Origin of the sequence: Shewanella sp. SNU WT4, from assembly GCF_006494715.1 — a bacterium.
Classification (GTDB): Bacteria; Pseudomonadota; Gammaproteobacteria; order Enterobacterales; family Shewanellaceae; genus Shewanella.
Genome location: NZ_CP041151.1, coordinates 2,816,085 through 2,837,796 on the forward strand (window position 1 = coordinate 2,816,085; position 21,712 = coordinate 2,837,796).

Annotated in this window: 17 protein-coding genes; 5 read left to right on the forward strand and 12 right to left on the reverse strand. The window is 46.9% G+C overall.

Going from position 1 to position 21,712, the window contains the following annotated elements; translation table 11 throughout:
- Positions 1–21 precede the first annotated feature (21 nt).
- The 4 genes from FJQ87_RS12620 to FJQ87_RS12635 are packed head-to-tail and all read right to left on the reverse strand — an operon-like array spanning position 22 to position 5,438.
- Positions 22–198: a Trm112 family protein gene (locus FJQ87_RS12620; RefSeq protein WP_140932929.1), complete on the reverse strand. Its 177-nt coding sequence runs from the start codon at positions 196–198 to the stop codon at positions 22–24.
- Entirely contained in the window at positions 188–1,186 is a 999-nt protein-coding gene (gene lpxK, locus FJQ87_RS12625) for a tetraacyldisaccharide 4'-kinase (protein ID WP_140932930.1), read from the reverse strand. Before lpxK ends, FJQ87_RS12620 begins: the two co-directional genes overlap by 11 nt.
- Positions 1,187–1,188: 2 nt before the next feature.
- Positions 1,189–3,009: a lipid A export permease/ATP-binding protein MsbA gene (msbA, locus tag FJQ87_RS12630; protein WP_140932931.1), complete on the reverse strand. Its 1,821-nt coding sequence runs from the start codon at positions 3,007–3,009 to the stop codon at positions 1,189–1,191.
- Positions 3,010–3,041: 32 nt separating this feature from the next.
- Positions 3,042–5,438 carry a DNA internalization-related competence protein ComEC/Rec2 gene (locus FJQ87_RS12635; RefSeq protein ID WP_140932932.1) on the reverse strand — a complete coding sequence of 799 codons (2,397 nt, stop codon included), beginning with the start codon at positions 5,436–5,438 and terminating at the stop codon, positions 3,042–3,044.
- A 32-nt stretch (positions 5,439–5,470) separates the two neighbouring features.
- On the opposite strand from FJQ87_RS12635, the gene FJQ87_RS12640 reads away from it, so the two are divergent.
- A complete protein-coding gene (locus FJQ87_RS12640) occupies positions 5,471–5,998 on the forward strand; it encodes a DUF2062 domain-containing protein (RefSeq protein WP_140932933.1) in 528 nt (175 codons plus the stop codon).
- 92 nt (positions 5,999–6,090) lie between these two features.
- Here FJQ87_RS12640 and lolE read toward each other — a convergent pair whose 3' ends face one another.
- Genes lolE through FJQ87_RS12655 form a run of 3 tightly spaced genes read right to left on the reverse strand, consistent with a single transcriptional unit; the run spans position 6,091 to position 9,255 of the window.
- The gene (gene lolE / locus FJQ87_RS12645; RefSeq protein WP_140932934.1) at positions 6,091–7,329 is read right to left on the reverse strand and encodes a lipoprotein-releasing ABC transporter permease subunit LolE; all 1,239 of its coding nucleotides are present in this window, start codon (positions 7,327–7,329) and stop codon (positions 6,091–6,093) included.
- Positions 7,326–8,015, reverse strand: coding sequence for a lipoprotein-releasing ABC transporter ATP-binding protein LolD (gene lolD, locus FJQ87_RS12650; protein ID WP_140934111.1), 690 nt, complete (start codon positions 8,013–8,015; stop codon positions 7,326–7,328). Before lolD ends, lolE begins: the two co-directional genes overlap by 4 nt.
- Before the next feature lie 19 nt (positions 8,016–8,034).
- Positions 8,035–9,255, reverse strand: a complete 1,221-nt coding sequence (locus FJQ87_RS12655) for a lipoprotein-releasing ABC transporter permease subunit (RefSeq protein ID WP_140932935.1) — start codon at positions 9,253–9,255, stop codon at positions 8,035–8,037.
- Between the two features lie 198 nt (positions 9,256–9,453).
- Here FJQ87_RS12655 and FJQ87_RS12660 point away from each other — a divergent pair, with 198 nt between their 5' ends.
- From FJQ87_RS12660 to FJQ87_RS12670, 3 genes are all read left to right on the forward strand, one after another.
- Positions 9,454–10,044: a hypothetical protein gene (locus FJQ87_RS12660; protein ID WP_140932936.1), complete on the forward strand. Its 591-nt coding sequence runs from the start codon at positions 9,454–9,456 to the stop codon at positions 10,042–10,044.
- A gap of 65 nt (positions 10,045–10,109) precedes the next feature.
- A complete protein-coding gene (gene mfd, locus FJQ87_RS12665; protein ID WP_140932937.1) occupies positions 10,110–13,568 on the forward strand; it encodes a transcription-repair coupling factor in 3,459 nt (1,152 codons plus the stop codon).
- A 119-nt stretch (positions 13,569–13,687) separates the two neighbouring features.
- Entirely contained in the window at positions 13,688–14,614 is a 927-nt protein-coding gene (locus tag FJQ87_RS12670) for a peptidoglycan binding protein CsiV (RefSeq protein WP_140932938.1), read from the forward strand.
- Between the two features lie 183 nt (positions 14,615–14,797).
- Here FJQ87_RS12670 and FJQ87_RS12675 read toward each other — a convergent pair whose 3' ends face one another.
- Together FJQ87_RS12675 and FJQ87_RS12680 are read right to left on the reverse strand one after the other, a co-directional pair.
- On the reverse strand, positions 14,798–15,268 hold the full coding sequence (locus tag FJQ87_RS12675; protein ID WP_140932939.1) for a hypothetical protein: 471 nt from the start codon (positions 15,266–15,268) through the stop codon (positions 14,798–14,800).
- A gap of 44 nt (positions 15,269–15,312) precedes the next feature.
- A complete protein-coding gene (locus tag FJQ87_RS12680; protein ID WP_140932940.1) occupies positions 15,313–16,098 on the reverse strand; it encodes a helix-turn-helix transcriptional regulator in 786 nt (261 codons plus the stop codon).
- 247 nt (positions 16,099–16,345) lie between these two features.
- Between FJQ87_RS12680 and FJQ87_RS12685 the strand changes: the two genes are divergently transcribed.
- Positions 16,346–17,236 carry a DMT family transporter gene (locus FJQ87_RS12685; RefSeq protein WP_140932941.1) on the forward strand — a complete coding sequence of 297 codons (891 nt, stop codon included), beginning with the start codon at positions 16,346–16,348 and terminating at the stop codon, positions 17,234–17,236.
- A gap of 34 nt (positions 17,237–17,270) precedes the next feature.
- Here FJQ87_RS12685 and FJQ87_RS12690 read toward each other — a convergent pair whose 3' ends face one another.
- The 3 genes from FJQ87_RS12690 to FJQ87_RS12700 all read right to left on the reverse strand — a co-directional run bounded on the left by FJQ87_RS12690 (position 17,271) and on the right by FJQ87_RS12700 (position 21,702).
- Positions 17,271–17,981, reverse strand: coding sequence for an exonuclease domain-containing protein (locus tag FJQ87_RS12690; RefSeq protein WP_140932942.1), 711 nt, complete (start codon positions 17,979–17,981; stop codon positions 17,271–17,273).
- 1 nt (position 17,982) lies between these two features.
- Entirely contained in the window at positions 17,983–19,836 is a 1,854-nt protein-coding gene (locus FJQ87_RS12695; RefSeq protein ID WP_140932943.1) for a DUF294 nucleotidyltransferase-like domain-containing protein, read from the reverse strand.
- Between the two features lie 147 nt (positions 19,837–19,983).
- Positions 19,984–21,702 (reverse strand): sodium:solute symporter family protein, encoded by a 1,719-nt coding sequence (locus FJQ87_RS12700; RefSeq protein ID WP_140932944.1) that lies wholly within the window; start codon positions 21,700–21,702, stop codon positions 19,984–19,986.
- Positions 21,703–21,712: the final 10 nt, after the last annotated feature.

Genomic DNA, 21,712 nt, shown 5'->3' on the forward strand with positions numbered 1-21,712 from the left:
ATTGGGATGACAACAGCTGGCTTAATCCGCTTGCAGTGGCGTGGCTCGATTCGCAAGCAATACTGGGATGCCTTCAGTGATTGGATACACTAAACGATCAGCCTTACAAATCAGCTGTTCATGCTCTTTATCAAATTCCAGTTTACCCTTACATACTGGGCAGGCCACTATATCGAGTAATTTTTTATCAAACGCCATGATAATTTCCTTTCTTGGTTGCTACGTCAGCCAAGCGACTTAGCAAACGGCTATCAAATTCGGGGGTTAGCTTGGCATTGACGGCCAAATAACACCAGTGGGGTTTTGCAAAATCGCGACATTTAACCGCATCTTTTTCTGTCATCACTAAGGGCAAGCCGCCACTTAAGTTATCGAGTTCTTGCTCCACAAAAGCAGCGTGATCGGCAAACGCTTGTTGCTTAGTCAGCTGCAAACCTTGCTGTTTGAGACTAGAAAAAAAACGTTCTGGGTTGCCGATAGCCGCCATGGCAACGACCGACTTACCCGTCAAAGGCTCGCAGATGTCACCATTTAAGTGATATAAACCGCCGCTAACTAAGCTCATTGGGTATTCTTGTGGCTGCGCTTTACCATTGGCAATAATGAATTCTGCATCAGCTAAACGCCACGGCCCTTCACGCAGGGGCCCTGCCGGCAACAATAGGCCATTACCCAAACGGCGATCGCCGTCAATCACTATTAACTCAATATCGCGCGCTAAACGGTAATGCTGCAGGCCATCGTCACATAAGATGACATCCACATCGCCCCGTTCAAGCAACAAGTGCGCAGCGGCAATTCTATCGGGCGCCACTACCATAGGTACACCAGAGCGGCGCACTAACATGGCGGGTTCATCGCCGACATCACTGGCATTGGCATCGCGACTCACCCATAGCGGCTGGGTTAATTTCACGCCGTAACCGCGCGAAATGACACCAGGCTTGTAGCCATTGGCCCGAAGCAATTCGATAAGATAAAGTACGGTCGGCGTTTTACCACTGCCACCCGCGGTAATATTACCTACCACTATGACAGGGACGGGCAAACTGACAGCTTGCTTCACCCCTAAGTTAAATAAGGTGCGACGAACACTGGAAATGACGCCAAACACCAGACTTAACGGCCATAACAGGTATTTAGCCCAATGCTGGCCATACCAAATATTGTGAACCCAAGCTTGCATGGTTAATGACCAAACTGCATTTGATACAAGTTGGCATAAATGCCTTGCTCGGCAAGTAAGCTCTGATGCGTGCCCTGCTCGACTATCTTGCCTTGGTCGATAACTAAAATCTGATCGGCGCTTTCAATGGTCGATAAACGGTGCGCAATCACTACCGAAGTACGGTTATGGCGCAGATTATCCAGACCTAACTGAATGGCTTTTTCTGATTCAGTATCAAGCGCTGAAGTTGCTTCATCCAAAATCAATACCGGAGCGTTACGCAGCATGGCGCGCGCTATCGCAATTCGTTGACGTTGCCCGCCAGACAGTAATACGCCATTTTCACCTACCTGCGTATCTAAGCCTTCTGGCAATAACTCAATAAATTCCATGGCATGGGCTAAGGTCGCGGCTTCAATAATTTGCTCACGAGTGACTTTACCCGGGTAAGCATAAGCAATGTTATTGGCAATACTGTCGTTAAACAAAGTCACTTGCTGTGACACTAATGCCACCTGATTGCGCAGCGATTTTAAGCTGTAATCATAAATACTGACATCATCGAGGCGAATATCGCCCTGCTCTAAACCAGTGTAAAAACGGGTAATTAAGCTGGCAATGGTCGATTTACCTGAACCGGAGCGGCCAACCAAGGCTAAAGTTTGCCCAGGTTTCACGCTAAATTCAATGTTATTTAACGCCAGTTTTTCTTGGCCTGGGTAGCGGAAATTCACTTGATTGAAGGTCAGCATGCCCTGAGCGCGCTCAACTTCATAGGTACCAGGGTCGGCTTCTGGCTCGGTATCTAGCAGGGCAAAGACTGTGGTACAAGCCGCAATACCGCGCTGGAATTCAGCGTTTACTCGAGTCAAACTCTTAATGGGTTGCAGCATGGCGAGCATGGCGCCCAAAATTGTCGCGAAAGTACCAGCGGTAAGTTCTGACTGCATGCTATCAAGACTTGCAGCATAAAGTACAAAGGCCAGCGCAAACGAGCCAATCACCATAATGGTCGGTTGGCTGATGGCCTGAGCCACGGCTAACTTCATATTTTGCTGACGATTGTGATTATTGATTTGCGCGAAACGCTGCGATTCAGTCTCTTGGCCACCAAAGGCTAATACGTTTTTATGGCCTTTAACCATTTGCTCAGTCGTGGCAGTCACATTGCCCATAGTCGATTGAATATGACGTGATACTTGGCGAAAGCGGCGGCTCACTATGGTCATGACTAAGCCCATTAACGGGCCAATCACTAAGATACACAGAGACAATTTCCATGAGTAATAGAACATTATGCTCACCATACCTATGACAGTCACACTGTCACGTACGATGGAAATTAATGCACTGCCAGAGGCTCTAGCGATTTGTTCAGTATCAAAGGTGACACGTGAGATAAGATTACCTGAGTTTTCTCTATCGATATAACTCACAGGTAAACGTAAATAATGCTCAAACACTTGCTGGCGCATGTTCATGATGAGCTGCGCGCTCATGTAGGAGATACTATAAGTGGAAACAAAGTTGGCTAGCCCTCTAAGGCTAAATAATCCAATGACCACTAAGGGCGCGTAGGTGAGAATATTATTACTGGCCTTAAAACCTTCGTTACGCACAAAGTCTAGACCACCACTGAGCCCGCTTGGCACAGTGCTCGCCGCCTGCTGCGCGAAGCCTTGATCAATAAAAGGTTTGATAAACGCGACAAAGGTTGCGTCAACCAAGCCATAGGTGATCAGTCCACAAACAGACAGAATAAACATTCCTTTCATTGGCGTCAGATAGCCAAGAAGGCGCTTAAATACGATACTTACTTCGTTCTTTTCCGCGTCAGTCATGAATACACAATAATAATGGCAAAGCAGGCATTCTACTGCACATCTTGGCTGTCACCAAATCCAAACACTGAGTTATACCAAAAAGGTGACATTTGTTGGCGATAACCTGTGATTGTTACCTCCCTTAATAACGTAAAAGTCAGTTGCCCTGTGTGCCCTGTCATTAATTGCATAGCCTCAATGTTAGCGTAACGACTAACGACTTTTGGATGGGGAAAACGGTAGATATTATTAAAACCTGCGGTATATACCACATAGCTTGGGTTTACTGCGGCGATAAATTGAGTGCTGGATGAGGTCAGGCTGCCATGATGCGGAGCAATTAGAATATCGCTCTCTATACTCACGCCGGCACGATACTCTAACATACTCAGCTCAGCGGCTTTATCTATATCGCCCGTTAATAATAGGCTGCGCTGCTTATCACTAATTCGCACCACGCAAGAGCCGTGATTTCCAGCCATGGGCTGTGGCGGCCATAAAAACTCTAAAACGAGTCCTTGCCAGATAATATCGGCGCCGCGACATGGCATCGCCTTGGCCCAGGGTAAATCGGTAATCAGTGTCAAATGGCTGAATGCCGCCATAATCGCAGCAGCGCCCCCGGCATGATCGTTATCTTTATGGCTAACAATAAGGTAATCAAGGCTTAGTCCTTTGGCGGCAAGTAACGGCAAGATTTCACTACTGGCATAACTAAACTCACCAAAATTAGAGCCAGTGTCATAGAGCAGAGCATGCTTCCCTTTTGCCACAATCACAGCCGTGCCTTGCCCTACATCCACCACATGAATTTGCCAGGATTCAGCCTTAGGGGGGATGCTCGGCTGTGATACCAGCTTAGACAAAGCAGGTTCAAACAACGAAGTTCCTATCAGTGGCAGTAAAGCAACTAGGCTTGCGTAACGCCAATAGCCGCGGCAGTAATAACTGCAAACTCCAGCTATGACGGCCAAGGTTAAAGGCAGATGCCAATGAAGAGGCACAGACCACCAAGTACCACTAAAGCTATCGCTTACATTTAATAACTGGCTAAAAGGCCACAAACTCGCATTGGCCAGTTGCAATAACCCAAGCCATGGCAAGTTTGAACCAGCCACAGAGAATATGGCAAAAAAGCCTAATTGCAGTAATAAGCTTACTAAGGCCAATAGCCCCAAAGGGATAACTACTAGCGAAAACCAAGGCACCATCAAGGCATTCATCACTAAGCTTGATAAGCTCACGCCATCAAACAAGAATAATTGCAGTAAAGATAAGACTAACGTCAGGCGCCATTGCACAGTCCAAAAAGCGAGCACAGCCGTTTTTATTTTATCTAAGCGACTAATATTAATGGCATTACTGGCAAGTTGCTGACCTGAAACTGTAACAAGAATGACAGCTACAGCGACGAAAGATAACCATAGCCCTATGCTGAGACTTGCCATGGGGTCAATAATCAGTACCACCACCAGCGCCCATAACCAGCGCTCCCATGCACTGGAATAGCGCCTAATCAGCGACAGCCAGATTAAGATAATCAACATGACGAGCGCCCGCTGCGTCGGTAATGCTAAGCCGCTTAGCCAGGCATAACCAAAAGTCACCACCAGTGACAGGAGTAAGCCAAGACTAATCGCCCCGCCACTCTCACTTGGCCACAGCCGCCGACAAATCAGCATAGCAAGCCAAGCTGTCCACAAGGCCACTACCGATAAATGCAATCCTGAAATGGCCACCAAATGAGCCGTGCCGGTTTGCCGAAGTTGCTGCCACTTTGCTTGAGTGATGCCTTGTGTGTCACCAATGAGTAATGCCGCTAACAAGCCATGCTCTGACACTGTAACAAAGGAGGGTAATAACGAAGCGATTAACTGCCCCCGCCACTGAGTGCTTGGCGCCAAACGCGCACCTGCGACCACATTACCTTTAGCGATAATATGCTGGCTTAGCCACAACTTTTGACGATTTTGGCCGCCTTCATTTTGAGCGGAAGTCATAGGTTTGAGCTTAATATCAAGCCGCCATATATCACCGATGCTAAGGCTTGGCGGCGCATTACGCCAATAGAGACGCAATAATTGCAGCGGGTAGCCAGCATGATTATTTATGGCCACATCAAACTTAGTGTTGGCATTGGCTTCATGAGTCACGGCAACAATAGTGACATCCATGAGTAACTGTTGCTGTTGGTGCGCAATAAGCGAAAAGCTGGTTTCTTGGGCGATAGCGCTAATTTTGCCTTGGCCTGTTAAGTCAAGCATGGCATTAGCGTAAACACTGAAGTAACATATACCTAATAACGCAGCGCTTATAAACCATAAACGCCACCAAATACAAAGGCCTGCGATGAGCAACAACCCAAGTATGACCCATACGTTTGGGAGCGTAGGCCAAAGTAAATTGGACAGGATGCCGAAACACAAGCCGGCTATAACTGAATTCATCACAGCTTAAGTAAAGACAGTAGCCGCCACTCATGCCAAAAAAATTCATCGCCAAATGGATGCCGAATCCTGAAACATTGAAAGACCACAAACACTTAAAAATGTTTGGGGAAAGGCTACATAATCAAAACTTGTGGTCGCTCAATCGTCATTCTGCTCCAGGCGCCTTTGCTGTGGGTCTCTTTGTCGCTTGGATCCCTATACCATTTCAAATGGTGCTATCTGCAGCGCTCGCCATGGTATTTAAGGTTAATATTCCTATTGCCGTTGCGCTCGTCTGGCTCACCAACCCCTTTACTATGCCTTTATTGTTTTATGTGGCGTATTTGCTGGGTTCACAGATTCTAGGCCAAGAACCCCAGGCCTTTCATTTCGAGGCGAGTCTTGCGTGGTTACAGGCCAGCCTTAATACCTATGGGCCTGCCCTCATTTTAGGCAGCGTAGTGCTCGCATTTGCTAGCGCACTGTTTGGTTACTTGACCATTAATAATCTGTGGAAATACTCGATTATGTTTAAATGGCAGCAGCGTAAAAACAGAGGCAAATCTAAGCAGACTTAAGCCATTAAATAATCGCAATATTGAATCAATAAAAAGGCCTCGTTATCGAGGCCTTTTTATTGTGTCTTACTTAGTAGTAGCGCTATGCCGCTCTAGCCATTTAAGGCCGTCGCAGGCAGTACTTTACTGGCGCGCCACGCAGGATAAAGCGTCGCAATAAAGCTCATGATTAACGCGATAGCGACCACTAAATTGACATCGCCCCACTGCAATTGTGATGGCAAACTATCAATAAAATAGATATCACTTGCCAGCAATTTAACGTTAAATAACGATTCAATTCCATTCGATATTGCGCTCAAATTCAAGGCTAGCAGCACGCCGATACTGCCACCAATCACAGTACCAATAACGCCGCTCATGAGTCCTTGCACCATAAAAATCGACATGATTTGGAAGCGCCGACAGCCCATGGTCATCAAGATGGCTATTTCGCTGGTTTTATCACGCACCGCCATGACTAAGGTGGAAACAATATTAAAGCAAGCCACAGCAATCACTAGCGCCAACACTAGATACATCAACATACGAACCAATTGAATATCTTGATATAAATGCCCTTGCGTGCGAGTCCAATCACTCAAATACAAATACTGTGTCTGCTGATAACCCAGCTCGCGAATTAACGATGGTGCGGCAAACACGTTATCAGTGCGGATCCGCACTCCAGAAACATTGTTGCCAAGCTCCATCACTTGCTGAGCATAAGCCATAGAGATATAACCTAAGCTTTGCTCGATTTCGCCGCCAAAATCAAAACTGCCCGCCACCACAAAGCGTAAGCTGCGCGCCTGCGCCAAACCTTTACCGCCTTGATTAGGAATATATAGGGACAAGCTATCGCCGAGCTTAAGCCCAAGCTTATTCAGTAAACTTTGGCCGAGCACTATATTATTGCTGTCGGTATTTAAGGCCTGCCAACTGACATCTGACATGTATTTGGCAATATCTGACACTTCAGACTCATACTTGGTATCTATGCCCGTTAAATTAATCCCTTGAAAGCCTGATCGTTTTTGAATTAAACCTTGAATTTTCACAAACGGCGCACTGGCTGTAATGCCCGCAATTTGATTAGCCTCAGTCATTATCTGTGACCAATTAGCGATAGGCGCCTCAGCACCAATGAGCTCCGCTTGGGGCACTACCGCCAGAAACTTATCTTCCAGCGCTTTTTCAAAGCCATTCATGGCCGAAAGCAGCACTATCAGCACGGCCACGCCAAGGGCAATACCGACAGTGGACGCCATTGAAATAAAGCCAATAAAGCCATTGGCTTGACGGGCTCGATAGAAACGCCAACCGATACTTAAGCCAAGCATAGCCTTCATGCTTGGGCTCCATTGACCAGTACCCCATCTTGCATCATGACTTGTCTGTCCATGCGCGCGGCCAGTTGAGCATCATGAGTGACGACCACAAAGGCAGTGCCAAGCTGCGCGGCTAATTCACGAATTAACTGATACACGGCTTCGCCGCTTTTCGCATCTAAGTTACCGGTCGGTTCATCGGCTAATACGACTTTAGGATCGTTGACTAAGGCTCTTGCAATTGCCACACGCTGGCGCTCACCGCCCGATAACTTATCGGGCGTATGTTGCAATCTGTGCTCAAGCCCTACCCGCATTAATAACGCCTGAGCTTTAGCATGCGCCTCTTTAGTTGAAAGGCCGGCAATCAGCGCTGGCATGGCGACATTTTCCAGCGCCGTAAATTCTGGCAATAAATGATGGAACTGATAGATAAAGCCCATGTCTTGATTGCGAAGCTGCGCTTGCTGCTGACTCGTTAAAGTCGCTATCGATTTACCCGCCAAAAACACTTCGCCTGAACTTGGCTGCTCAAGACTGCCCATAATATGCAATAAGGTACTTTTACCTGAACCTGAACTACCCACTATGGCTAGCTGCTCTGAGCGCGCGACAGTTAAGCTCACGCCTTTAAGTACTTGAGTTTCTACACTGCCATCGACAAATGTTTTGCTGACATTGTCAACGCGCAATACCACAGATCCCATGTCATTTTCTCTTGTTTGCTTATTCATGTCGTAACACCTGAGCTGGCTGCACCTTGGCGGCGCGCATGGCTGGATATAAGGTCGCTAATAGGGTGATGAGCAAAGTGCCCAAGGTAATAATCATGAGTTGCCACGGCGATAAAATTACCGGTAATTGCGTGCCGGCGCCTAAGATGGATAAGCCTAAAGATGACATAATCGAGTTAAGATTTAAGGTGATTAATATCCCAACCGATAAGCCTAACCCTAAGCCAACTAAGGCATTAAGCGACCCTTGCACAATAAAGATTGCCATAGATTGCATGTGACTTATGCCTTGGGTTTTAAGTACGGCAATGTCAGCGGTTTTATCGACCACCATGATGACGAGTGCTGAGACGATATTAAAGGCGGCCACTGCCACCACTAAGCTCAGCATTAAAGACATCATGGTTTTTTCCATCTTAACGGCGGCAAATAAATGGCCGTAGTCTTGACGCCAATCACTGACGCTGGCATCGATATTATCTTTCGCTAGCAATGTCTTAATCGTATCGACTAAGCTCGCCGCTTGAAACGGATCGCTCAAATATAAGCGATAACTACTAATGCCATCAGACGGTAAGCGCATTAAGCGTCTAGCATCTTGATAATTGATATAAGCCACATGAGCATCGACTTGCGAACCCATTTCAAACACGCCAGCCACAGTAAATTTACGCTGTGACGGCACAGGCCCTAACGGTGAATACACCACGCCATCGCCAGAAATAACGCGCACTACATCATTAGCTCTAACCCCAAGTTGATTCGCGAGTACTGCGCCTAACACAATGCGATATTCCCCCGCCACTAAGCTGTTTAAGGCGCGAGTATCACCAATACCTGTGAGGTTAGCTTGCTTTGGGTCAATGCCATAAATTTGAATGGCGCGAATGCCATCATTGGCTTGGATCATGGCTTGCGTAGCGGCATTAGGTGCCACATCAATCACAGCAGCTATGTTCATTAACTGCTGCGGCAAACTAGTAGGCAAATTTTGTTCGGGAGCAGCATTAATGACGAGCTGCGGCACAGCGCCTAAAATGCGTTGTTTTAATTGCCCTTCCAGACCATTCATCACAGAGCCGACTATGATAAGCGCCGCCACCCCAAGAAAAATCCCCATAACAGCAAATAAGGTTATAAACGAGGCAAAACTATTGGTTTTCTTGGCGCGCCAATAGCGCCAGCCAATCAGACAGGGGAGTCGCAAATTCATCACAGGTAACAGCAATCCATGGGCAATAAGGCAGCCAAGATAATAGGCTTTACGCTTAAAGAAATAAAGACTTAGCCAGTAATCACCGCCCTTTTTGCCAACTTGAATAAAAAAACCGCTATTTTAGTTAAAAACTTGCTTAATTTATTAACAAGCACAAATAATAACCTTAAGGTTTTCCAATAAAATGAGTTAACTATGTCTGAAGAACATCTATTTTTTAGTGTTGCCAGCCGCTTTAATGTTTATCTGTTGCCGTGGACAGAGACTCTGCCCGATGATGGCGCGCTTAAACAGATGCAATCACCCAGCGTGCAACTCATTAGCCAAGCCAAAGCCCTTGAGGCCTCATGCATGGCGCAGCTGCGACAAATGGAACTTGAGTCCAAGGCTATTATTGATTACTTAAAAGTGCAGGCGCGCAAAGTCGATTTAGTGCTGCAATATGTTCTTGAGCAACAAATCAAAGAGGGTGATTGCTTTCAAGGCAGCCATTTTGGCGGTTCGGGCTTAACTATCATCAGTCTTTACCCTATGAACGTTGGCGAGTTTTTTCGCACGACGTTCTCAGTGCAAGAAGAGCTCATTGCCATTTTATGTATCACTCATGTAGAAAGCTGCACTCCTATTGACGATTTACCTGACCACTGGCAAATCAAGCTCAGTTTTGAGCGCATATTGCATGAAGATGTCGAGCAATTAGTACAAGCCAGCTTACGTTTACAACAAAAACAACTGCAATTGCGCCGCCAGCAATTAAAACCACCTCAGATAGATACAGATAAATAGTGGCACCTTAACAATCAAGGCTCTACAATGAGCCATCTGATTAGCCAAGCAACAGATTTAGGCACATGAGCGAGTTTTCTTTGTTATCCGCGCCAGCAGCACTAGCCATGCCGGCCATTCGTTATCTTAATGTATCGACTGGCGTTGCCCGCGCCTTAACCTTAGCGCGATTAACTCAAGCCCATCAAGGCTCAAGCGTTATCATTACTCCTGATACGCCAACGGCGCTAGCCCTAGAAGCCGAGCTCAGTTATTTGCTCCCGGCCGCCAACGTGGTGCTGTTTCCCGACCGAGAAACCTTGCCTTATGACAGTTTCTCACCACATCAAGACCTAGTGTCACAACGCCTTGCCGCCTTATCCCGCTTAGCGTCAGGCGATGCCACCCTTTTGATAGTGCCTATCACCACCTTAATGGTGCGCCTGCCACCTTGCCAGTTTATGACTGCCAACGTCATGGTATTAAAACCAGGTGACAAGTACAGCCTACAAACCATGCGCCAAGCCTTAACCGACACTGGCTATCATTTGGTTGACCAAGTGTATGAACATGGCGAATTTGCTATTCGCGGCTCTATTTTAGACTTATTTCCAAGCGGCGCTCGCGAGCCCATTCGTATTGAATTGTTCGATGATGAAGTGGAATCTATTCGCTACTTTGACCCAGAAACTCAGCGCTCAAATGAGGCGCTGCCTGAGTTAAGCATGCTGCCGGCCAAAGAATTTCCAACCGATGCCAAAGGCTTAGAGCTGTTTCGCCAGCAATATCGCCGCCGTTTTGAGGTGACCAGTAAGGCGCCAGAATCTGTCTATCAAATGGTGAGCCGCGGCTTAATGCCAGCAGGCATTGAAAACTACTTGCCATTGTTCTTTGATGATACCGCGAGTTTATTTGATTACTTGCCCGCCAATAGCCGCTTAATTACCTTAGGCAATATTGATGGCGCCTGTCGTCATCATCTGCAAGAAATTAATAACCGTTTTATTGACCGCAACATAGATAGTCAAAGACCACTGTTATCTCCTGAAGAACTGTTTTTATTGCCTGAGCAAATATTTGCCCAATTTAAGCAATATCAGCGTTTTGCTTTGGAAAATGATCATCCTAAAGCCATGCAAGCCAAGGCGAGCCCAGTTCCTGATGTGGCGGTTAATCACAAACTTAAGCAGCCACTGCAAGCCTTAGACACTTTTTTAAAGCAGTACCCAGGCCGAGTACTCTTTAGCGCCGAATCCGAAGGGCGCCGTGAAGCTCTGCTGGAACTGTTCGCCAAAATCAATGTAAAACCGGGTCTTTTCCCGCACCTTGAATCTTTTATCAATAGTAAGAGCCAGATAGGTCTTATCGTTTCGCCCTTGTCTCAAGGCTGCGAGCTCAACGATAGTCACGTGACTATCATTTGTGAAACTGAGCTATTTGGCGCGCGTATTTCGCAAAAACGCCGCCGCGATAAGCAAAAGCAAGTCAGCCAAGATATGTTGGTTAAGAACTTAGCTGAGCTAAAAGTGGGCCAAGCGGTAGTGCATCTTGATCATGGTGTCGGCTTATATCAAGGACTGGTTACCTTAGATGTCGGCGGCATTAGCGCTGAATATTTACTCCTAGAATATGCCAACGCCGATAAATTGTATGTCCCAGTATCATCTCTGCATTTAATCAGCCGCTTTAACAGCACTGACCAAGACAATTTAGCCTTAAACCGCTTAGGCAATGAAACTTGGAGTAAAGCCAAGCGTAAAGCCATAGAGCGCATACGCGATGTTGCCGCGGAATTACTTGATGTCTACGCTCGGCGTGAAGCGCGCGGTGGCACCGCCTGCGACCTGGATGAACAAGAATACGCCCAGTTTTGCGATGGCTTTCCGTTTGAAGAAACTGTCGACCAAGAAAGCGCTATCAAGGCCGTGCTTGCCGATATGTGTCAGCCTAAGACCATGGATAGATTGGTGTGTGGCGATGTGGGCTTTGGTAAAACCGAAGTGGCCATGCGCGCGGCGTTCGTGGCCGTCAACTCTGGCAAACAAGTGGTAGTGTTAGTACCCACTACCTTGCTCGCGCAGCAACATTACGAAAACTTCAAAGACAGATTTGCTGATTGGCCCATTGAAATTGAAGTCATGAGCCGTTTTAAAACCGCTAAAGAGCAGCAGCAAGTACTGGAGCAATTAAGCCAAGGCAAAGTCGATATTGTGATTGGTACCCATAAACTGCTGCAAGCCGAAGCTAAGTTTGAAAATCTAGGGTTACTGGTTATCGATGAAGAGCACAGGTTTGGGGTGCGTCAAAAAGAGAAAATCAAAGCGCTGCGCGCCAATGTTGATATTTTAACCCTAACCGCAACCCCTATTCCACGCACCTTAAACATGGCCATGTCAGGCATGCGCGATTTATCCATTATCGCCACCGCCCCAGCCAAACGTTTAGCGGTAAAAACCTTTGTGCGTGAGTACGATAAAGCCACTGCCAAAGAAGCCATCATGCGTGAAATCTTGCGTGGCGGCCAAGTGTATTATTTGCATAATAACGTCGAGTCCATTGAAAAAAGTGCCCAAGAAATTCGTGATCTAGTGCCAGAAGCGCGCGTCGCAACAGCCCATGGCCAGATGCGTGAACGCGAACTTGAGCGGGTGATGAGTGATTTTTATCATCAGAAATTCAATGTGTTAGTCTGCACTACTATTATCGAAACTGGTATCGATGTGCCGAGCGCCAATACCATCATTATTGATAATGCCGACCATTTTGGCTTGGCTCAGCTGCACCAGTTACGCGGACGCGTGGGACGCTCGCACCATCAGGCCTACGCCTATTTAATGACGCCGCATCCTAAGCGCATGACCACAGATGCGAGAAAACGCCTTGAAGCCATTGATGCCCTAGAAGAATTGGGCGCAGGCTTTATGCTCGCCACCCAAGACTTAGAAATTCGCGGCGCCGGTGAATTACTGGGCGATGAGCAAAGTGGTCATATAGGTAAAATTGGCTTTAGCCTGTATATGGAGCTGCTAGAAGGCGCGGTTGAAGCCCTGAAAAAAGGCAAAGAGCCGTCACTGGCTAACTTATTAGCCCAGCAAGCTGAGATTGAACTGCGTATTCCAGCCTTACTGCCAGAAGACTATGTCGGTGATGTTAATATGCGTTTGTCGCTGTATAAGCGCATTGCCAATGCCAACACGGCAGATCTGCTGGATGAGCTCAGAGTCGAACTGATTGATAGATTTGGATTATTGCCAGAGCCGGCTAAAAACTTAATGGAGCTCACCCTCTATAAGCATCAAGCCACTGAGCTTGGGCTTAAAAAGGTTGAATGGCACGCAAACGGTGGCAGCATTGAATTTGGTGAACACCATTCCATAGATGCCGGCTTCATTATTAGCCTGTTACAAACTCAGCCACAAATATATCGAATGGATGGGCCTAATAAGCTAAAGTTCAACATACCAGCGCCAACGGCCAAAGATAGATTAGCGTTAGTCAAACAAATGCTCGAACATTTTAGTGGCCATCAAATGGTGCAGCGCTAAAGCCAGCCATTAGGCAATAAATAGCTAATGGCTGCGCCTATTCATGGCAAACTAACGCAATGCCAATAAAAAGTGTCAACTCGACTTGGCACCCATAAACCAGTGTGGAGAAGTGAAACGTGTTGCCTACCCCAGTAAAAAGCGTGGTAATGGTATTATTGACGAGCATGGCCATGGGCTTTGCTCCAGCCACTTATGCCAAAGAAGCTTGGTTTGAAGTTGAGGTGTATCTATTTAGCCGCAACGTCAATGCCAATGACATCCAAGAGGCATTGCCTGAAAAGGCCGTTGTTCCAAATACCAGTAACAGTTTGAATCTAAAAACTGAAGCCGGACAAGCGGGCGTGCACAATAGCAACAAAGCTTACTTATTAGCTGGCAACGGTCAGTTCTCCCAATACATAAATAGTATTAACCGTGAGCGCGGCACTGCGGGTTTGCTGCATCTCACCTGGCGCCAAAACATGCAATCACGCCCAAGTTCAACCCCAATTCATTTATTTGGTGGTAGAGACTTCACGAGTCAGTATGATCTTATGGGTAATAAAGTAATGGCTGGCGGCGATTTAGCCCTTGATACCCTTACTGTGCAAGATAGTGCGCAAGATGGCCCTCAAGTGCAAAGCGGCGCCGTCATCACAGCTGGCAATGGTCAGGTCATCAACCAAGCCGAAGTGCTACCCATGGGTATTGCGCCACAATTGCAGCCTAATGTGTGGCAACTTGATGGTAATTTATTGATATATTTAGATCACTTTCTTTATATCGAAACCAATTTAGTGCTGCGGGTTGAAGGCGAGAAGATTAACTTGCAAGAAGCCGTGCATAGCTTTAGTAACCAAGATGCTAGCGTAATGGAAACCAGCAGTGCTAACCCATTAGCATTTAGCGGTAGTGTGAGCGGCAATAATGCGCCAAGCGCGGTACCCTCGCCTTACCTTTATGCCGTCCCAATGAAGCAAAATCGACGCGTGCGCAGTAATGAACTGCATTACTTTGATAACCCACGCTTTGGCATGTTAATTCAAATCCGCAAGTTAAATTAACGAGTTAACATCTAATTTATTCGTAAATTGTTGTCATCATGCCCTTTCGATGCGCTTGCCAAGGTATCAGGGCTGATGACCAACTTATCCACTTGCCAGGTTATAAATGGCACTTTATAAAAAGCCACCTCAACCCCCAGCAACAGCCCCATCACAGCCAACTCAAGCCAAAGCCAACTCAGCCTAATCGACAGTGTGCGACTGGGTTTGGCGCCAATGAATACTATGGCCGACTCGCTGCGCTAATAATTGATTAAGCGTCATAAAATCAGCAACCTCTAGCGCTGCGCCACTAATGCACTGCCACACAAATTGATGACAATTATTATCAAAGACATGGTAATCGCGATAATGATAAATGGCGGCGATAGCCGCATCTATGGCAGCCGTTTCAATAATGAGCTGGCCGATATCATTAGTTGCGCAAAAGATACGTTCACCACTGCGATGAGCTAAAAATCGCGCCCGAGACACAGGTCTAATTAGGCCCGAGCCATGCAACTCAATAATGCAATCATCACCCACATAAATACCGCTATGCTCAATCACGCCAAATACGTGGCAACACACCACAGCGCCAGCCTTTAACATCACAGGCCGTTGCTCACTGGTCATTTCGCTAGGACTAAGGGCGATGGGATAGCATAGGGTCATAATTAAGTTCCCTTTCGATAAACAATCCATGAGGGGCAAAGCCGTTAGTCATGCCCAAGTTGGCGGCGGTATTGCTCTGGCGATGACTGCGCATATTTCTTAAACATCACAATAAAAGGTGATGTTTGGTTATAACCTAACATCAAGGCGACATCCTTGATAGATAGCCCTTCACGCAATAACTGTAATGAATAGATAAATTTATGGCGCTGCCTTAACTCAGTAAAACTCATGCCTAATATTTCTTGGCAGCGGCGCGCTAAGGTGCGCTCACTGGTATGAAGTAATGCGGCCCATTGCTTAATGCTATTGCTGTTGGCAGGTTCACTATCTAAGGCTGCCAGCATAGGTTGCAATAATTTATCTTGGCTTGAAGGTAAAAACTCTGGCATGACTGGGCTTTTAATCAGTTCATCGACTAACACTGCCACTAAGCGCTTATCCGCATCGGTACTGGCTAAGGTAATTTGCCGTAAGCGCAAATCATTAATAATGGCTTGGGTTATCTCTGAAATTGCCAGCAAACAAGGTTCAAGCGGTAACACATCCGTCTTAGCGGCAATAATGTTCATGGCGCAGTAATGAATGCCGCGGCGAGTATAGCTTTGATGTTCAACACCAGCGGGTACCCAAATAGCAAACTGTGACGGTGAAACTAACCTTTGCCCCTTGGCATACAGCTCCATAGTGCCAGCGCTGATAAATTGCACTTGGCCCCACTCATGCTGATGACTGGGAGTGACTGTATGGGGTAAAAAATCCTGAAAATTAAAGAAAATCTCAGCATTGGCTACAGGTGCAATTTTTAGGGGATGGTAAACTGTTTTCACTAGGCTCTAACCTCAATAGCATCTGATGCTAATTGCCAGCTTAATACTAAAAAAGTGCTGATGGCGAAACTCAAGACTCAATGCCAGTTGCGATTACGCACTAACAAGGTGATTTAGATCACACAAGTTCGATGCTGGCCGTCAAGCCATTCAATTTGGCTGATTAGCGATATTTGTATCATATCAGACCGTGGATAATAGCGCTTCTTGCAAATACCGAGGTTACACTCGCCGCATTAGGTCTCTCATGTTGTATTTATTTCCCTTGCTCGCCGTTACTATTTGGGCTGGCAACGCCATTGTTAACAAGCTATCCGTTGGCCTCATAGATCCTCAAGCCATTTCTTTTTACCGCTGGTTTTTTGCCATGGTGTGCTTAACGCCGTTTGTGATAATGAAAGTCTGGCGTAATCGTGATCAAATCAAGCCATTACTGCCAAAGTTAACCACATTGGCCCTGCTTGGCATGGTGCTTAACCAAAGCTTGGCGTATTTTGCAGCGGCGACCACCAGCGCGACGAATATGGCACTCATCACCTCATTGGTACCGATTTTCAGCTTATTTTTAGCCATCCCCCTGCTTAAGCAAAAACTGTCACCGCTCGCCGTTGTTGGCAGCTTGCTCTCATTGTTTGGCTTAGTATTTATGCTAAGTCACGGCAACATAAGTCAATTGTCCATAGGCGTGACCCAAGGTGATTTATTGCTGCTGATCAGCGCCTTAGTGTATGCGCTTTATGGTGTGCTACTTAAACGCTGGCAACTGCCATTAGCCACTTGGGAGTCGGTTTACATGCAAGGCATGATAGCCGTCGTGTTGTTAACGCCGTTATTGTTTATGAGTCCAAGTCTTGCCATCTCGCAAGAGTCGGCGCCATTAATTATGTACGCCGCTATTGGCGCATCGTTAATTGCACCTTGGGCATGGATCAATGGTATTGCTAAACTTGGCGCCGATAGCGCCAGCGTATTCTTTAACTTAATGCCGATTATCGCCGCAATATTAGCAGCCATCATTCTCAATGAAAGCTTAGGGATTTATCACTATATCGGTGGCAGCTTAGTGATTGCCGGCGTACTGCTAGTGCAAATGAAACCCAAATTGGCCGCTAACGCTAAGCTTGCTTGTGCTAAGTGATAACTCACAGCGCAATCGCTTGATATAACAGGGTTTAAGCCGAGACCAATAAGTGCTGCCATTGGGTCGGTTTGGCAGAGGCAAGCTGAGCGAGTAATAGCTCAGCGCAGGCCAATGCGTCCATAAATGCGCTATGTGCGGGATAAATAGGTAAATGATAACGGGCGCGGCAGGCCCCTAATCGTAAATCATCGCTGCCAATGGCTTGTTGCCTTAACTGGAATCTTTGCTGCTCGAACGTTAGTGTATCTATGGCATGTAAGCATAAGGGCTCGCCCCATACTTGCTTGCCATGATGGGCAAGAAACCCTAAATCTAACGGCGCGTGATGCGCCACCAGCAAGCGCCCGTGGGCGGCGGTAATTAGCTGCTCAAGGCCAGATGTTAAGCTAATGCCCTCTTGACTGACACTATCGACAATTCCATGAATACAGGCGCTTTGGCCAATATGACCATCAATCGCTAAGATGCAGCTGCCCGCTGTGGCGAGCGCAATTTTGCCCTTATCAATTCCCACCCAGCCGATACTGACGATTTGATCTTTATTGGCATCAAGTCCAGTCATTTCTAAATCAAACACGAGCAAAGGTAAATCGGCCATAGCCAGAGACGCTAAGGGCACTTGGCTGTGGTAATACTCTTTCAGTAAGCACGATGTGGTGCTCGCCGCTGCCCGCTCTAAGGTATTGGCATAGCGCCGCTGCCAAGGTGAGCCCATGGATAACCACTGGTGAAACCATGCCATGTTATAAGCTCCGTAAAAACGCTAAGCGCAGGCCAGCTTGCGCATCATCCACCACTTTAAAGGCATCTTGCAGTTGATGGCGCATTAAGCTTGAAATATCCCCAGGTTTTAGAAAATTGGAGAGACTCTGCTGCTTAGCATATTGCTGGCCTTGATTGGCTAAGCGCAAATGGGCAATAAACTCTTGGGCATCGGCTAAATCTAGGGCTAAACGGCGTGATATAACGCCTTGATTCATCAGCGCTTGCAAGCGTTTCGCCGTATTAACTTCAGTGCAGCCCACACTTAAGGCGTACACCCGAGCAATATCTGTCACGAGAGCATTGCCTCTGTGCTTTAAATCCATGCCTTTAACTTCCGAGCCATCACGCTCCAGCACAAATTTACGAAAGAAACCTAATGGCGGGCGCGTTTGTATGGCATTGCCAGCCATACCCGCTAAGAAAATATCATTGCCTTTGGTGACTGCCAGCACCTTGGTTTGCAATTCATTAAACAGCTCAGCGGGTCCATAGACTGAGCGCATATCAAAAAAGATACTGGCGTGCATTAATGCTTTAGGCTGCGGACTAATGACCCATTGCCGAAAATGGGCTTGCCAAGACTTAAGTGACATTCGCCACTTAGGGTTTTGCGCCATAATGTCGCCCGGGCAATACACAAAACCACAGGCATCTAAACTGCGGCACACATTGACGCTTAAGGTTTTGAAATACTCAGCGGCAGCAGCATCGGGTTCATCACTTAACAGCAAGGCATTGTCTTGATCAGAACACGCCACTTGGTCTTGCCGCCCTTGAGATCCAAAAGCTAACCAGCAGAATGCCATGGGCGGCGTGCCTAATAATTCACAATTAAGTTCAATTAAGCGGCGCGTCAGCGCATCTGTGACTGAGGTTAATACTCGCCCTATCTCATCGGCTCTGGCATCGGCACTGATTAATTTTTGCAATAATTCAGGAATGCGCCGACTTATCACAATCAGCTTATCTATGGCGGTTTGGCGATTAATTTCACCAATTAACAGCAAAGGCTGCGAGCCTTGCGAGCGAATAATGTCTGAACTAGTTAACATGCCAACCACTTGCCCTTGCTCCACCACAGGCAAATGATGCAAGTGCTGCTCACTCATAATACTCATAGCTTCAAACACTAAGGTATTGGGCGAGATAGTAATAGGCGCAGGCGTCATGATGTTAGCGAGCGGCACACGACCATCTAAGCCTTGAGCTAAGACCCGATTACGCAGATCACGATCAGTGACTATGCCCACCAGCGCGTCGTTATCGGTAATCACCACTGAGGATACTCGCGCCTGACTCATGGCTTTAGCGGCGTCGGTCACTTGGCTATGCAGCGCTATGGTTAATGCCGGACGCGCCATTAAGGCGCCAATGCGGCTAGTTGTACTTTGATCTTTAGCCTTGAATCTGGCCTGATTGCGTAGACGCTTGGCATAAGCGCGGGTGAAAAACTTAGCGAAATCGCGATTATCAGATTGCAGCTGATTAAAAGTATCGCCATCAAGCTCATACACTAAGCTATCTTCTAAAATCGCCACATGGTTATCACTGAGCTCCCCCGATAATAGCGCGGGGAAACCAAAGTAATCGCCCTCACCTAACCTATCAAGTAACTCGCCTTGGGCATCTTTCACTTCAAAGGCGCCGCTGCGCACTATATGTAGGTTTAAGCAATCAGGGGATAACATCACATGGCGTTGATTAACGCTGTAATAGCTAATTTGTAAGCGCCGCGCTACTTGCTCGCATAATTCACGGGATAAACCATCAAAGGGGACTAAGCCATGAAGAAACTGGACGATAGGCTGTAATTCACTGGCATTTAGCGGCATGGGCGACTCAAGTCAATAACTCGTGTGATCACTATAAGTAAGTCATTAATTCACTTATATAAGACTTAAGTGCAAATTGGCATAAAAAAAGGCGCCCGTAGGCGCCGATTGGAAACTAACACTTAAGTTGCGTGCTTAAGTTTGTGCTTAGTGATCTTGCGCTTCACCTGCACCTTTAGGGAAACGGATAGATTCAATCATCTCACCAATTTCAGTAGGAACTTTAGCTGTCATTTTCATCACCACTAATGCCACAGTAAAGTTAACTACCATACCGATAATACCTATGCCCTCTGGCGAAATACCTAGGAACCAGTGTTCAGCATTATTCAGAGTTGGGTTCATAAACTTAAAGTAAGCGATATAGCCTGAGGTAAATGTCAGACCTGTCACCATACCTGCAATTGCCCCTTCTTTGTTCATGGTCTTAGAGAAGATACCCATGATAATCGCAGGGAACAGACTCGAAGCCGCTAAACCGAAGGCGAGCGCTACGACCGCCGCGACAAATCCCGGCGGATTGACCCCAAAGTAGCCTGCCACCACAATGCCGACAGCAGAAGCAATACGGGCATAGGTAAGCTCTTGTTTATCAGACATATTCGGCGCTAAGTTTTTCTTTAACAAGTCATGGGATACTGAGGTTGAAATCACCAACAATAAACCTGCAGAAGTTGATAACGCTGCCGCCATACCACCCGCGGCGACGAGTGCAATCACCCATGCTGGCAGTGATGCAATTTCTGGCGTAGCTAATACTATGATGTCGTTATCGATTTTCATCTCATTACGTTCACCATTGGCATAGAACATCTTGCCATCAGCGTTTTTATCATCCCAAGAAATAAGACCTGTCTTTTCCCAGTTTTTAATCCAAGCTGGCGCTTCGCTATGCACAACACCCGCTTGATCTGGACCATTAATAGTCTCAATCATATTAACGCGAGAGAAAGCTGCTAATGCTGGAATGGTGGTGTACATGATAGCTATCATCAGTAACGCCCAGCCTGCTGATGAACGCGCATCTTTAACTTTAGGCACTGTGAAAAAGCGGACAATGACGTGAGGTAAACCTGCAGTACCTACCATCAAGGCCGCAGTGATAGCAATCACGTCAATCGTTGACTTAGTACCCTCAGTGTATTGGTTAAAGCCTAATTCTGCTGATAAACCATCAAGCTTATCCAGTAAATACACGCCTGTGCTATTACCTGCCGCATCGACAAGTTCAGCGCCTAAACCAACTTGTGGGAACACATGGCCAGTCATCATAATAGAGATGTAAATGGCTGGTACCATATAAGCAAAAATCATTACGCAATATTGAGCGACTTGGGTATAAGTAATGCCTTTCATGCCGCCTAATACGGCATAAAAGAACACCACCGCCATACCTATATAGACACCGGTATCAATTTCAACTTCTAAGAAGCGCGAGAACACGACCCCGACGCCGCGCATTTGGCCGGCAATATAGGTAAAGCAGATAAAGATGGCACAAACCACAGCCACAGTTCGCGCGGCTTGCGAGTAATAACGCTCACCGAGGAAATCTGGCACAGTAAATTTACCAAACTTGCGTAAATACGGCGCCATACACAAGGCCAGTAATACATAACCACCAGTCCAACCCATGAGATACACGCTGCCGTCATAACCAGCAAACGAGACGATACCCGCGAGTGAAATAAAAGACGCCGCTGACATCCAGTCAGCCGCAGTAGCGGCACCATTCATAATCGGATGCACGCCGCCACCCGCCACGTAAAACTCTTTGGTTGAGCCAGCCCGCGCCCAAATCGCAATCGCGATATACAGCGCAAACGAGCCGCCGACAATCAGATAAGTTAAGGTTTGTAAATCCATGGTGTCGTCC

Bases quoted from the DNA above. Each gene is read 5' to 3' on its own strand.
- lolE (WP_140932934.1), bottom strand. From the start codon at position 7,329: ATGAAGGCTATGCTTGGCTTAAGTATCGGTTGGCGTTTCTATCGAGCC.
- FJQ87_RS12620 (WP_140932929.1), bottom strand. From the start codon at position 198: ATGGCGTTTGATAAAAAATTACTCGATATAGTGGCCTGCCCAGTATGT.
- FJQ87_RS12655 (WP_140932935.1), bottom strand. From the start codon at position 9,255: ATGAATTTGCGACTCCCCTGTCTGATTGGCTGGCGCTATTGGCGCGCC.
- FJQ87_RS12700 (WP_140932944.1), bottom strand. From the start codon at position 21,702: ATGGATTTACAAACCTTAACTTATCTGATTGTCGGCGGCTCGTTTGCG.
- FJQ87_RS12685 (WP_140932941.1), top strand. From the start codon at position 16,346: ATGTTGTATTTATTTCCCTTGCTCGCCGTTACTATTTGGGCTGGCAAC.
- FJQ87_RS12695 (WP_140932943.1), bottom strand. From the start codon at position 19,836: ATGCCGCTAAATGCCAGTGAATTACAGCCTATCGTCCAGTTTCTTCAT.
- FJQ87_RS12660 (WP_140932936.1), top strand. From the start codon at position 9,454: ATGTCTGAAGAACATCTATTTTTTAGTGTTGCCAGCCGCTTTAATGTT.
- FJQ87_RS12635 (WP_140932932.1), bottom strand. From the start codon at position 5,438: ATGAATTCAGTTATAGCCGGCTTGTGTTTCGGCATCCTGTCCAATTTA.
- lpxK (WP_140932930.1), bottom strand. From the start codon at position 1,186: ATGCAAGCTTGGGTTCACAATATTTGGTATGGCCAGCATTGGGCTAAA.
- FJQ87_RS12690 (WP_140932942.1), bottom strand. From the start codon at position 17,981: ATGGCATGGTTTCACCAGTGGTTATCCATGGGCTCACCTTGGCAGCGG.
- lolD (WP_140934111.1), bottom strand. From the start codon at position 8,015: ATGGGATCTGTGGTATTGCGCGTTGACAATGTCAGCAAAACATTTGTC.
- msbA (WP_140932931.1), bottom strand. From the start codon at position 3,009: ATGACTGACGCGGAAAAGAACGAAGTAAGTATCGTATTTAAGCGCCTT.
- FJQ87_RS12675 (WP_140932939.1), bottom strand. From the start codon at position 15,268: ATGACCCTATGCTATCCCATCGCCCTTAGTCCTAGCGAAATGACCAGT.
- FJQ87_RS12640 (WP_140932933.1), top strand. From the start codon at position 5,471: ATGCCAAAAAAATTCATCGCCAAATGGATGCCGAATCCTGAAACATTG.
- mfd (WP_140932937.1), top strand. From the start codon at position 10,110: ATGAGCGAGTTTTCTTTGTTATCCGCGCCAGCAGCACTAGCCATGCCG.